We start from the raw sequence: 11,875 nt of genomic DNA, 5'->3' as shown, positions 1-11,875 counted from the left end.
ATAGAAAGAAAGTGACTACTGGATGACAGCCAGTACATCTGATTCGCGCAGAATCAAGAATTCGCTGCCTTCGTATTTCACTTCTGTACCTGCGAACTTGGAGTAGATGACGCGGTCGCCTTCTGCAACTTCAAGCGCTACTTTTTCTCCGTTTTCTGTCACACGGCCGGAACCGACAGCGACGACTTTACCTTCGAGCGGCTTTTCTTTCGCTGAATCCGGAAGTACGATTCCGCTTGCAGTAGTTTGTTCTTCCTCAACTAGTTCAATAACAATACGATCACCAAGTGGCTTTAACAATTAGGACACCCTCCTTGATATGGTTGTTTCAAATTTTTTGTCGTTTATTAGCACTCGATGTTGGTGAGTGCTAACACAGTTATTATAATAATAAATCTGCCTTCGTTTTTCAAGTAGGAACTACACAATTTTTTTGCTTCTTTTTCGACAATATTCGTACGATAACCCTTATTTCTTACGTGAGGTTTTGAAACTGTGATAAAATACATAAAGTATGGATATTGAGGTTCACGGGCGGACGTTGTCTTGACCCGTTTACTGTTATATAAAAGGAGCCGTGAATTTATGCCAAACCGTTATTGGTATATCATTCTGACTTATGTTATTACACAGTTATCCGCCCTTGCCGGTGCACCGCTTCTGGTGGCTCTCGGTATGGGAAGGTATGATGCCGTCGCCGTCTGGTCCGTCGCCAGCTTCACGATCGCGACGATCATCATCTTGATTCTGCTGAAGCCTGATCTTCGGGAAGAAATGACGAGAAGCGATCGTTCTTCGGCCGGGTCTGTCGTGCTTTGGTCGATTGCGGGTGTATTCCTGGCGTTGTTCGCCCAGGCGATTGCAGCTACGATCGAATCGCAGCTGTTCGATGTGCCGGCAGGGTCCGAGAATACGATGGGATTGATGGAGATTGCGCGTCAGTCACCGCTGTTCATCCTGCTTCCGGTCGTGTTTGCACCGATTACGGAGGAAATCCTCTTCCGTAAAATCATTTTCGGGTCGATCTATAAACGAACGAACTTTTTCTTAGCCGTTCTCGTATCGTCCTTGATCTTCGGTGCTTTTCACTTTGATTTCACCCACATGCTAGTCTACTTCTCCATGGGAGTCGTATTCGCCTTCCTGTATGTCAAAACAAAACGAATTATTACACCAATCGTGGCACATATGGCGATGAACTCGTTCGTTGTCATCACGCAGTACTTCCTCACGGAGGAAGACATCAGAAGGATGCAGGAACAATTGGAGACCATCTTTATTGGAGGCTTTTTATAATTATGAGAACATCACCAATGTTCATGGCCATGCTCTACCTTTCCATGGGCGTCGCCTTCACGTATATTGCGGCCCAGTCGGCCGGTGAGACCGTGTGGAATGCGATGACCATCATCCTGGCGTCGGTCGCGACCGTCAACATCGCCGTCGCCATCCGGCTGTTTAATCTTCACAGGAAAATACAGCAGGCAAAAAATAAGAAAGAATAACAAAAGCAGGAGCTGCAGAGCTCCTGCTTTTTTATGTCTTGTATAGTGGGCATCAGACGTGAGAAGCGGGCTCCGGGAAAGGAAAGGCTTTCCGTGGGGCGGCCGGTGAGCCTCCTCATCGGAGCCCTTTATGTCAAACACAGCACCACAATACCAGTTCCTGCCCTCCGCTATCTTTATCTTCATTTCCTTAGAGGAAGATATGCAGGATCGGAGCCCGCTCTTTCCCCTTCAAAACCACCTATTCCTTCGAGTCGTCCTGTGCTCCTTTTAGTATAAAGGAGAAAGGGATGGCAAGGACGAGTACGACGCCGGAGACGAGGAAGGCTTCATTCAGCGTCTGCAGCGTGGCGGCCTGGAGGTCGATGTCGGAAGCCGCCTGGATCTGCGCCCTCCGCACTTCATAATAGACAGAGAAAAAGACGATGCCTATCGAGGACGACATCTGGCGGATGATGTTGTTCATCGCGGACCCTTGCGCGACGAGATGATCCGGGATACTGTTCATGCCGGACGTCGTCGCCGGCATATTGCCCATCCCCATCCCGACGCCCCGGACTGTATTCAACAGCAGGATCAGCCAGTAAGGGGTCGACAGGTGAAGGAAACCGAGGGCGAACGTCGCTGCCGCCATGATGGCAAGCCCCGGCGGGACGACATAGCGCGGCCCCTTTTTATCAAGGATTCTTCCTCCGATCGACATGAATACACCGCTCGCAGCCGCTGCCGGCAGGAATAAGAGCCCCGTCATCACTTCACTCCAGCCGTAGACGTTCTGGATCAACAGTGGCAGCAGGAAGATCCCGGAGAAGAGCCCGATCGAGGCGGCGGATGTAACGACAATCGATGCCGCATAAGTCGGGACCCGGAACACCGACAGGTTCAACAGCGGATCGTCCTGTCGGTTCTCGTAGAAAACGAACAGCACGACGGCTGCGAGTCCGACGACGATAAGGACGATGTTGATCGGGTCCAGCAGGTGATCCAGCGTCCTCCCTCTTCCGAGTGCAAACAGCAGACCGCCGATGCCGAGCGATACAATAAGAAATCCGACAAGGTCGAATTTCTTTTCGGGATGGGTTTCCGTCCGCTCCAGGTATTTCGAAGAGAGGACGAGTCCCGTCAGGCCGAACGGAATGTTCAAGGCGAAGAGCCACGGCCAGTCGACATATTGGATGAGAAACCCGCCGATCGTCGGTCCGATTGCGGGGGCGACCATAGCGGCGATGCCGTACACGCCGACAGCAAGGCCCCGTTCGTGCCGGGGAAAGGACTGGAAGATGAGCGCCATGGCGATCGGCAGCATCAGACCACCGGCTATGCCCTGGATGGCCCGGGAGACGATCACCATCGAGAGCGTCGAGGAGAAGAAGCCGCACAGTGAGCCGACAAGGAAGAGACAGAGCCCGGACAGGTACACCTTTTTCTTCCCGAACCGGTCGCCGAAGTAGCCGGTCAACGGCATCGTCATCCCCATCGCGACCATGAAGATCGTCAAAATCCACCCAACAGAGATGGCATTGGAATCGAATATTTCTATAAAACGTGGCAGAATCGGATTCAGCATGCTGTTGTTCAGAATGACGGTGAAGGTTCCGAACAGGACAGACACGACGACGAGCCACTTATTAGGTAATCGTTTCATCGTACCTTACCTCCTTAATTACCTAGTTACTATACCACCATCCTGCAACTCTAATCGCCGCTCGACCGATTTACGAGAGCGGAATCTTTTTTTCTTTGTAATCGCTTCCCTTCTCCCGCCTATGTTTATAACGTTTTTCAAGGTGGGTATAACAAAGAAGAATCACACAAGGAGGCGAACCATTTATGGGACGTTTAGATAACAAAGTAGCTGTCGTGACCGGTTCTGCGACAGGAATCGGAGCGGCAACCGTGAAATTATTCGCAAAGGAAGGCGCGACGGTGGTCTGTGCCGACATCAATGTCGATGCCGTGAAGAAAACGGTGGATGAAATTCATAACGAAGGCGGCGAGGCGGAGACGTACACGCTCGACGTATCGAAAGAGGACAGCGTTTCGGCATTTGCTGATTACCTGAAGAAGACATATGGCAACATCGATGTCCTGTTCAACAACGCAGGGATCGACGAAGAAGGCGGCAAAGTGCACGAATATCCGGTCGATCTCTTCGACCGGATCATCGCCGTCGATCTGCGCGGAACGTTCCTGACGAGCAAATACCTGCTTCCATTAATGATGGATAACGGCGGATCGATCATCAACACATCTTCCATGTCCGGAAGAGCTGCCGACCTCGACCGCTCCGGCTATAACGCGGCGAAAGGCGGAATCACGAACTTCACCCGTGCGATGGCGATCGACTACGCCCGTGACGGCATCCGCGTCAACTCCATCGCTCCCGGTACGATTGAGACACCGCTTGTAGACGGCCTTGCCGGTTCGAAGGAAGATAAGGAAGGACAGGAATTCCGCGATGCCAACAAGTGGATCACTCCACTCGGCCGACTCGGAAGCCCGGACGAAATCGCATCCGTCGCCCTTTTCCTCGCCAGTGACGACAGCTCCTATGTAACCGGAGAGGACATCACGGTCGACGGCGGCATCATGGCCTACACGTGGCCGGGTAAAATGCTGATCGATAAGAAATGGAAAGAAGAAACCGAATAAGAATAACAAAAAAAGATGCCGGAGCCGGCATCTTTTTTTTCAATCCTCTATTTTTCCATCCAACGGATAATGCTTCAAAAAGTAGACGAGCGCTTGAAGCTCAATCGCAAGATCGATATGATGCACCCTCACATCAGACGGCACGTTGATCCGAGCCGGCGTGAAGTTCAGGATACCCGATATTCCGCCCTCGACGAGACGGTCGGTGATCGCCTGCGCCTCTGAGGCAGGAACCGTCAGAATCGCGACCTTCAAATCGCCGATCTTCTTCTCCAGATCATCGATGTGATGGACCTCCACCCCGCCGACTTCACTCCCGATCCGATTCTCACTCGCATCGAAGGCAATCTCGATCTTTGTATTATTGTTCTTCGTGAAATTGTAATTAAGGAAAGCCGTTCCCAGGTTCCCGACACCAATCAGCGCGACACGTGTCGTCTCGTCCTGATCCAGCGTCTTCCGAAAGAAGGAAAGCAGGTACTCGACATTGTAACCATAACCTTTCTTCCCGAGGGCTCCGAAATAGGAGAAATCACGGCGGATGGTTGCGGAATCGACTTTAACTGCCTCACTCAATTCTTTCGATGACACCCGCAGTTTCCCCTGGCTGTGCAGGTTGTTCAGGAAACGGTAATATAACGGAAGCCGCTTCGCTGTCGCCTGAGGGATTTTCGCTTGTTCTATATCCATTGTCGTCTCTCTGCTCCTTTACTCGTCATTTCTTCGGTAATCTCCGTTCTTCCCTCCGGTTTTCTCTGCAAGGTAAGTCGGACCGATGACCATGCCTTTATCTACTGCTTTACACATATCATAAACCGTCAATGCTGTGGCAGAAGCGGCCGTTAGCGCTTCCATTTCTACCCCGGTGCTTCCCTTCGTCTTCACGGAAACCTCGATCAGCAGCTTTTTCGTTTCCCCTGTTTCCCAATCGAAGGATACATCGATTCCCTTCAAGGAAAGCGGATGACACATCGGAATCCAATCCGACGTTTTCTTCGCTGCCATGATTCCGGCGACTTGGGCGACCGCGAGCACGTCCCCTTTGGCCATTGTCTGGTTGGTAATTTTCTCGTATATTTCTTTCTTCACTTCCACACTCGTTCTCGCAACAGCCGTCCGGACCGTATCGTTTTTCTCTGATATATCGACCATCCGTGCCCGGCCCTGCTCATTAAAATGACTGAATTCCGCCATCTCCAACTACCCCTTTTATGTGATTGGTCATGCCGCAGGCGGCAACACTAGTTTCATTTTAACAAAAAATCACAGGGAAGTCGTTAAAGTTTTCACAATCTCGCGAGGGCTTCTGTTGCTAGCAGGCTCACCGATGATATACACTTGATTTATCGAGGTGAAACGACATGATTCTCATGCAGTTGAATCAATTGGAAAAGCGTTTCGGCGCTGAATTGATTTTATCTAATATTAAACTGGAAGTACAAAAGAACGACCGGATCGCCATTGTCGGCAGAAACGGTGCAGGAAAGTCGACCCTGCTGAAGATGATGGCCGGCGAGATGAGCTATGATGAAGGAAACATCTTCATGCCGAAGGAAACGACGCTCGGATATCTCGCTCAAAACACAGGCCTGCAGTCCGACGAGACGATCTGGAATGAAATGGAGAAAGTCTTCCTCCATCTGAAGGACTTAGAGAAAGAGCTGCGCGCGATGGAAGCGAACATGGCAGACCCTGACCTGATCTCGGATCAGGAACGCTACCAGCAGTTATTGACCGATTATGACCGCAAGCAGGAATACTTCAAGAACGCAGGCGGATACCAATACGAAGCGGATATCCGCTCGGTACTGAACGGGCTGAATTTCCAGCATTTCAACTGGGATACACCGATCACGTCCTTAAGCGGCGGCCAGAAGACGAGGCTGGCACTCGGGAAGCTGCTGTTGAAGAAGCCGGACGTGCTTATTCTCGATGAGCCGACCAACCACCTGGACATCGATACGATCTCCTGGCTCGAAGGGTACCTGCAGGGCTACCAGGGTGCGGTCGTCATCGTTTCCCACGACCGCTACTTCCTCGATAAGATCGTCAACACGGTCTACGAGATCGCCTTCCAATCCTCTAAGAAGTATCACGGCAACTACAGTAACTACCTGAAACAGAAAGAAGCCGACTTCGAGCAGGAAATGAAGCGATTTGAGAAGCAGCAGGAAGAGATCAAACGGATGGAGGACTTCATCCAGAAGAACATCGTCCGTGCGACGACGACGAAGCGCGCCCAGAGCCGGCGTAAACAGCTGGAGAAAATGGACCGGCTGGAAAAACCGAAAGACGATAACCAATCCGCAAAGTTCAGCTTCCAAGTGGCGAAGCGCAGCGGAAACGATGTGCTCAAACTGAGAGACTATGCGTTCCGTTATCCGGACAGCGATACGAACCTGTTCGACAAGGTTTCCCTTGATCTGAACCGTGGCGATTCGGTGGCCCTCGTCGGTCCGAACGGGGTCGGAAAGACCACCCTCCTTAAGACGATCATCGGCGATTTGGAAGCCGTCAAAGGAGACAAGCTGATCGGTACGAACGTCCAGATCGGTTACTACGATCAGGAACAGAATAAGTTGAATTCCACGAAGACCGTTCTGAATGAGCTATGGGACGATTACCCGATGAAAAATGAGAGGGATATCCGGACCATTCTCGGAAACTTCCTTTTCTCAGGCGAAGATGTCCTGAAGCCGGTCTCTGCCTTGAGCGGTGGAGAGAAGGCACGGCTCTCCCTCGCCAAGCTGATGATGCAGGAAGCGAACTTCTTGATTCTGGATGAGCCGACCAACCACTTGGACCTCGACAGTAAAGAGGTGCTGGAAGCCGCACTCGTCGACTATCCAGGAACGTTACTGTTCGTCTCCCACGACAGATACTTCATTAACAAAATCGCGACACAGGTCGTCGAGATGAATCCGGAGGAAACGAGACTGTTCCTCGGAGATTACGACTACTATGTGGAGAAGAAACAGGAAGAATATGAACTCGAGCAGCTGGAAGCCGAAGAGCGCCGCCTGAAAGAGCCCGCCAAGCACGAGCCACAGGCCAAGAACAGCTTCCAGGAAGATAAAGCTGCGAAGCGGGAAGAGCGGAAGAGAAACCGCCGTATCGCTGAAATAGAAGCGGAGATTGAACAGATCGAGCAGCAGCTGGAAGAGAATGAAGCCTTACTCTGTGATCCGGAAGTCTACCAGGACCATGAGAAGTCCCTTCAGCTCACGCAGGACAATGCCGAAAAGCAATCCGCTCTCGAGCAGTTAATGGAAGAATGGGAAACGCTGCACGATGAATAAGAAGAGAGCATCCACAGATGGTGGGTGCTCTTTTTTCGTCCTTATTTCTCTACAGATTATCAACAAAGTTACTAACAGCTGTGTATTTGATTTATCGGTTTTCAACAGGGTTATGCACATTATCCACAATAAAACCCTACGTTATCCACAAAAATGGTATCGCTTTCTTTTAAGATCACACATATCCACAACCTGGAAACCAAACGCATACTTATACACATGTGGATAAGAAAACAAAAACCCTCCGTGAAGGAGAGCTTTTGTCACCTCTTACTTTTTCCTTGCGCCGAACTGTTCTAAATCGAGCCCAGGGTTCGCATTGAGATCCCACTCGGACCGATGTCCTTGGTTAAAGGCAACTGCCCCTGCTGCTGCAATCATTGCTGCATTATCTGTACACAGCGACAGTGGAGGAATGAGCAGTTCTGTATCGATATCCACAAACTTCTTCTGAAGCGCCTGACGCAGCCCTCTGTTTGCAGCCACGCCTCCGGCGACGATCATTTGCTTGACGCCATATTCCTCAGCCGCGCGGGCCGCCTTCGTCGATAAGACATCGACGACGCTCGCCTGGAAGCTTGCCGCTACATCGGCATCCTTCAGTACTTCTCCCCGCTGCTTCGCTTTATGAAGCCGGTTGATGACGGCAGATTTCAAACCGCTGAAACTGAAGTCGTACGAGCCTTCTTCCAGCCAGGCACGTGGGAAGTCGATCGTCTCTTCTCCTTCTTGTGCCAGCCGGTCGATTTGAGGGCCGCCTGGGTATGGCAGCTTCAACGTACGTGCCACTTTATCATAGGCTTCCCCTGCGGCATCATCCCTCGTTTCTCCGATGATTTCATAGGAGCCATGCTCTCTCATCAGGACAAGCTCGGTGTGCCCTCCGGAAACGACCAGGGCGAACAGTGGGAACTCGAACTCTTTCTCCAAACGGTTGGCGTAGATATGGCCGGCGATATGGTGGACGCCGACGAGCGGTTTCTGCTTCGCAAAGGCGACGGCTTTTGCTGCATTCACCCCTACTAAAAGGGCTCCTACCAATCCCGGTCCTTCGGTAACGGCGATCGCATCCATGTCATCGATCGTCATCTCCGCCTCGTCCAACGCTTCTTCCAGTGTGATCGTCATCTGTTCGATATGGTGTCTTGAAGCGATTTCCGGAACGACCCCGCCGAACCGCTTATGGCTCTCGATTTGAGAAGCCACGACGTTTGCTACCAGTTCTCTTTCATTTTTTACGATGGCGACAGCTGTTTCGTCACAGCTTGTCTCAATTGCCAGTATATATTGATCCTTCGTCATTTTAATCCCACCCACATTACTAACGCATCTTCTCCGTTGTCGGAGTAATACCGTTTGCGGATTCCACCCGGTACCAGTCCGAACTTCCGGTACATATGCTGCGCGGCTGTATTTGATACCCTTACTTCAAGGGAGAGTTGAATCGCTCCATGTTCAATCGCTTGTTCGCACGTATGGCGGAAGAGGTTCTCCCCGTGCTTTTGTCCCCGGTAGTCCGGATGGATGGCGATATTGGTGACGTGTGCCTCGTCGATGATCAGCCACAAACCGCAATATCCGATAATCCTGCCCTCTTCTTCGACGACATAATAGTGGGCGTACGGATTATCATCCATCTCCTTTTGAAAGGTTTCCTCCGACCACGGGACAGGGAAGGAAATCTTCTCTACTTCCATGACCCCTTCCACATCCGCAGGCGTCATCTGTCTGATTGCTGCCATGTCACTGCTTCTCCTGCTGTTCCAGCCATTTGACTTCGGCCTCCGGCAGACGCAGATAATTCGGTACTAGATCATGCAGCGCCCCAGGTTCCCGGTCCACTGCGACGTCTGCAAGGATGGATGGACGAGCAAATTGGTAGGGAGCAGCCGGGATGACCGCTTTTTCCCCGAGGACCTCTTTAATCCTCTCTTCATGGACGGCGATATCCTGACTAAGGAAAAGAACAGGACGGTCCAATTCTTTCAATTGGTTCAGCCAGTCTTCCATAAGTATGTTCGTCTCCTCCATCACGACCGTCATGGATGAATCGTAAAGGCCTGTGTACACAAGACCGCGGCGCGCATCAAAGAAAGGACATACATATCCATTAAAGAATGCGCCTTGACGGGCAACAGCCTCCAGACTGGAAATGCCGACTACAGGAATGCCGAGTGCCCATGCCATCGTTTTCGCCGTCGTAAGACCGATACGCACGCCTGTGTAAGAACCGGGTCCGTGTGCGACAGCAATTCTGTCCAGCTCTTCCGGTTTCGTACCCGTTTCCTCCATCAACTGGTCGATCGCAGGCATGAGGCGGATCGAATGGTTTTTTTTCATATTCGTAACATATTCACCAGCGACGGTGCCGTCTTTCAGAACGGCCACCCCCATCACATAATTGGACGTGTCGATCGCAAGTATATTCATAATAAAATCTCCTTACATATCGCATCGAAATGTTCCGATTTCGCATCGAGTTTAATGGAACGGGTCGATTCGTCTTTGTAGTGGATCGTGATGTCGAGACGCTCCTCCGGCAGGTACTCCCGGATGAACTGCGCCCATTCGACGACCGTGACGCCTTCGCCTTCAAAGTACTCTTCAAAGCCGAGGTCTTCCTCGCTGTCCTCCAAACGATAAACGTCCATATGATAGAAAGGCATCCGTCCCTGGTACTCCTTCATGATCGTGAACGTCGGGCTGTTTATATTCCTCGTTACACCGAGTCCTTTTCCCAGTCCCTTCGTAAACGTCGTCTTTCCAGCGCCGAGATCTCCTTCCAGCGTCAGCAGATCTCCAGGTACAAGTCGTTCTCCAAGCCGCTCTGCAAGGCGCTGCGTCTCTTCTGCAGAAGAGCTGCTGCATTCATATATAGCCATAGGTTCATTCACTCCTCAAATGCGTGTAACCGGACTTTTCCAGCCGTTTTCTTTGTCCATGTTCCTGTAAATAGACAGAAGCTTCCGCCTGACGTTTGGAAGTAACACTTCCAACCCGGGTGATACGAAGTTTCAGCTGCTCCGCAGTCTGCTGAACGCGTTCCCAATCCTTTTCCGGGACGGTTCCGAGCAGCTCAAAATCTTCCCCGCCGGAAAGCATCCACTCTTTATATCGATCCGGATATACATGCATCAATGCATCCGAATACGGGAGATAGTCCGCATCAATAATCAAATCGACATCACTTGCTTCTGCTATTTCATTGGCTTCGTTGGCAATACCGTCACTGATATCGTTCAACGCCACTCGTTTCAAATTGGAGAGTCCTGCTGCGAAAGAAACCCTGGGTAACGGCATCCGGTGTCTTTCCACAAGAAAAGCCGTCTCCTTGTCCGGATTCTCCCCTTCTTTAAGGAGCCATTCGAGTCCTCCGCGCGAATCTCCGAGCGTACCTGTGACGAAGACAACATCAGCAGGCTGAGCCACAGAACGGTACCTTGCTTTATTTTTATCGACCATCCCGATTACCGTAACCGTCACAGAAAGCTCCTGTCCCGAAACGGTGTCCCCGCCGATCAAATCCATATGATAACCAGCAGCAAGAGTATCCATGCCTGCATACAGGTCATGAAGCTCCTGCTCTTCCCAATGGGAAGGGATCGTGATGGAAACGAGATAATAAGCAGGCGTACTCCCCATTGCAGCCAAATCACTTATATTGGCTGCCAACACCCGGTGACCGACATGATAAGGAGCCATTGTATCTTTCGTGAAATGGACCCCCTCCACCATCGTATCCACCGCTGTGACGATATCACTTGCGGGAGCGCGAAAAACAGCCGCATCATCCTGAATTCCTTTAATCAGAGAAGACTGCCGATAAAACTTCGGTTGAATTGATTGAATAAACGAAAACTCATCCATACATACGTCCCTTTCAATAAAAAAGTCTTTCTTCTTCTATTATACCAACAGGACGCTTAATATAAAAAATTCCATAATAAAAGCCTTAGGAAAGCATCCTAAGGCTGGAAGTTTAATTTTAAATAGTGGCGGTCCGGACGGGACTCGAACCCGCGACCTCCTGCGTGACAGGCAGGCATTCTAACCAACTGAACTACCGGACCAAACATTTAAAGACTAAAGTAAAATCGACACAGTGATCGATTTAAATTGGTTGCGGGGGCAGGATTTGAACCTGCGGCCTCCGGGTTATGAGCCCGACGAGCTACCAGACTGCTCTACCCCGCGATATTGTGGGAATATATATCCCATTATAATGGTTGTAATCAATGTGGCGACGTCCTACTCTCACGGGGATCTACCCGACTACCATCGGCGCTGAAGAGCTTAACTGCTGTGTTCGGCATGGGAACAGGTGTGACCTCTTCGCCTTCATCACCACATCAATATACATTTGAGGTGAACCCTCAAAACTGGATAAGGAAACATCTTTATCGAAAGAAACGTTTTTCA

13 protein-coding genes, 2 tRNA genes and 1 rRNA gene are annotated in these 11,875 nt (G+C 50.8%); 4 read left to right on the top strand and 12 right to left on the bottom strand.

What is annotated here, in order from left to right:
- Positions 1-15: 15 nt before the first annotated feature.
- Positions 16-300, bottom strand: coding sequence for a co-chaperone GroES (gene groES / locus QRD89_RS02265; RefSeq protein ID WP_008637806.1), 285 nt, complete (start codon positions 298-300; stop codon positions 16-18).
- Between the two features lie 285 nt (positions 301-585).
- Between groES and QRD89_RS02260 the strand changes: the two genes are divergently transcribed.
- Together QRD89_RS02260 and QRD89_RS02255 are read left to right on the top strand one after the other, a co-directional pair.
- On the top strand, positions 586-1,296 hold the full coding sequence (locus QRD89_RS02260; protein WP_008637807.1) for a CPBP family intramembrane glutamic endopeptidase: 711 nt from the start codon (positions 586-588) through the stop codon (positions 1,294-1,296).
- A gap of 2 nt (positions 1,297-1,298) precedes the next feature.
- Positions 1,299-1,505: a YdiK family protein gene (locus QRD89_RS02255; RefSeq protein WP_026578833.1), complete on the top strand. Its 207-nt coding sequence runs from the start codon at positions 1,299-1,301 to the stop codon at positions 1,503-1,505.
- 241 nt (positions 1,506-1,746) lie between these two features.
- Here QRD89_RS02255 and QRD89_RS02250 read toward each other — a convergent pair whose 3' ends face one another.
- A complete protein-coding gene (locus QRD89_RS02250) occupies positions 1,747-3,150 on the bottom strand; it encodes an MDR family MFS transporter (RefSeq protein WP_286096207.1) in 1,404 nt (467 codons plus the stop codon).
- A gap of 185 nt (positions 3,151-3,335) precedes the next feature.
- Here QRD89_RS02250 and QRD89_RS02245 point away from each other — a divergent pair, with 185 nt between their 5' ends.
- Entirely contained in the window at positions 3,336-4,157 is an 822-nt protein-coding gene (locus tag QRD89_RS02245) for an SDR family oxidoreductase (RefSeq protein ID WP_008637812.1), read from the top strand.
- A 39-nt stretch (positions 4,158-4,196) separates the two neighbouring features.
- Here the strand turns inward: QRD89_RS02245 and QRD89_RS02240 are convergent, their stop codons facing one another.
- Positions 4,197-4,847 carry a redox-sensing transcriptional repressor Rex gene (locus QRD89_RS02240; RefSeq protein ID WP_008637814.1) on the bottom strand — a complete coding sequence of 217 codons (651 nt, stop codon included), beginning with the start codon at positions 4,845-4,847 and terminating at the stop codon, positions 4,197-4,199.
- Positions 4,848-4,865: 18 nt separating this feature from the next.
- The gene (moaC, locus tag QRD89_RS02235) at positions 4,866-5,351 is read right to left on the bottom strand and encodes a cyclic pyranopterin monophosphate synthase MoaC (protein ID WP_286096206.1); all 486 of its coding nucleotides are present in this window, start codon (positions 5,349-5,351) and stop codon (positions 4,866-4,868) included.
- 167 nt (positions 5,352-5,518) lie between these two features.
- On the opposite strand from moaC, the gene QRD89_RS02230 reads away from it, so the two are divergent.
- A complete protein-coding gene (locus QRD89_RS02230; protein WP_062515690.1) occupies positions 5,519-7,456 on the top strand; it encodes an ABC-F family ATP-binding cassette domain-containing protein in 1,938 nt (645 codons plus the stop codon).
- 270 nt (positions 7,457-7,726) lie between these two features.
- Here the strand turns inward: QRD89_RS02230 and tsaD are convergent, their stop codons facing one another.
- The 8 genes from tsaD to rrf all read right to left on the bottom strand — a co-directional run bounded on the left by tsaD (position 7,727) and on the right by rrf (position 11,805).
- A complete protein-coding gene (tsaD, locus tag QRD89_RS02225; RefSeq protein ID WP_286096205.1) occupies positions 7,727-8,758 on the bottom strand; it encodes a tRNA (adenosine(37)-N6)-threonylcarbamoyltransferase complex transferase subunit TsaD in 1,032 nt (343 codons plus the stop codon).
- Positions 8,755-9,198, bottom strand: coding sequence for a ribosomal protein S18-alanine N-acetyltransferase (rimI, locus tag QRD89_RS02220; RefSeq protein ID WP_008637819.1), 444 nt, complete (start codon positions 9,196-9,198; stop codon positions 8,755-8,757). Before rimI ends, tsaD begins: the two co-directional genes overlap by 4 nt.
- Position 9,199: 1 nt before the next feature.
- Positions 9,200-9,886 carry a tRNA (adenosine(37)-N6)-threonylcarbamoyltransferase complex dimerization subunit type 1 TsaB gene (tsaB, locus tag QRD89_RS02215; protein ID WP_286096204.1) on the bottom strand — a complete coding sequence of 229 codons (687 nt, stop codon included), beginning with the start codon at positions 9,884-9,886 and terminating at the stop codon, positions 9,200-9,202.
- Positions 9,883-10,338, bottom strand: a complete 456-nt coding sequence (gene tsaE, locus QRD89_RS02210) for a tRNA (adenosine(37)-N6)-threonylcarbamoyltransferase complex ATPase subunit type 1 TsaE (RefSeq protein ID WP_286096203.1) — start codon at positions 10,336-10,338, stop codon at positions 9,883-9,885. The genes tsaB and tsaE overlap by 4 nt, the downstream gene beginning before the upstream one ends.
- 4 nt (positions 10,339-10,342) lie before the next feature.
- Positions 10,343-11,323: a thiamine-phosphate kinase gene (gene thiL, locus QRD89_RS02205; protein ID WP_286096202.1), complete on the bottom strand. Its 981-nt coding sequence runs from the start codon at positions 11,321-11,323 to the stop codon at positions 10,343-10,345.
- 126 nt (positions 11,324-11,449) lie between these two features.
- Positions 11,450-11,526: transfer RNA gene (locus tag QRD89_RS02200), tRNA-Asp, on the bottom strand.
- Between the two features lie 47 nt (positions 11,527-11,573).
- Positions 11,574-11,650, bottom strand: a tRNA-Met gene (locus QRD89_RS02195).
- Positions 11,651-11,691: 41 nt separating this feature from the next.
- Positions 11,692-11,805 (bottom strand): 5S ribosomal RNA (gene rrf, locus QRD89_RS02190).
- Between the last annotated feature and the right edge of the window lie 70 nt (positions 11,806-11,875).

The organism is Halobacillus sp. ACCC02827, assembly GCF_030291935.1.
Taxonomy (GTDB): domain Bacteria; phylum Bacillota; class Bacilli; order Bacillales; family Halobacillaceae; genus Halobacillus.
The sequence above is the reverse complement of the archived record's forward strand: the minus strand, read 5'-3'. Positions and strand labels throughout refer to the sequence as shown.

Coding starts and splice junctions, on each gene's coding strand:
- QRD89_RS02255 (WP_026578833.1), top strand. CDS start 1,299: ATGAGAACATCACCAATGTTCATGGCCATGCTCTACCTTTCCATGGGC.
- QRD89_RS02240 (WP_008637814.1), bottom strand. CDS start 4,847: ATGGATATAGAACAAGCGAAAATCCCTCAGGCGACAGCGAAGCGGCTT.
- QRD89_RS02250 (WP_286096207.1), bottom strand. CDS start 3,150: ATGAAACGATTACCTAATAAGTGGCTCGTCGTCGTGTCTGTCCTGTTC.
- QRD89_RS02260 (WP_008637807.1), top strand. CDS start 586: ATGCCAAACCGTTATTGGTATATCATTCTGACTTATGTTATTACACAG.
- tsaB (WP_286096204.1), bottom strand. CDS start 9,886: ATGAATATACTTGCGATCGACACGTCCAATTATGTGATGGGGGTGGCC.
- moaC (WP_286096206.1), bottom strand. CDS start 5,351: ATGGCGGAATTCAGTCATTTTAATGAGCAGGGCCGGGCACGGATGGTC.
- QRD89_RS02230 (WP_062515690.1), top strand. CDS start 5,519: ATGATTCTCATGCAGTTGAATCAATTGGAAAAGCGTTTCGGCGCTGAA.
- QRD89_RS02245 (WP_008637812.1), top strand. CDS start 3,336: ATGGGACGTTTAGATAACAAAGTAGCTGTCGTGACCGGTTCTGCGACA.
- thiL (WP_286096202.1), bottom strand. CDS start 11,323: ATGGATGAGTTTTCGTTTATTCAATCAATTCAACCGAAGTTTTATCGG.
- tsaE (WP_286096203.1), bottom strand. CDS start 10,338: ATGGCTATATATGAATGCAGCAGCTCTTCTGCAGAAGAGACGCAGCGC.
- rimI (WP_008637819.1), bottom strand. CDS start 9,198: ATGGCAGCAATCAGACAGATGACGCCTGCGGATGTGGAAGGGGTCATG.
- tsaD (WP_286096205.1), bottom strand. CDS start 8,758: ATGACGAAGGATCAATATATACTGGCAATTGAGACAAGCTGTGACGAA.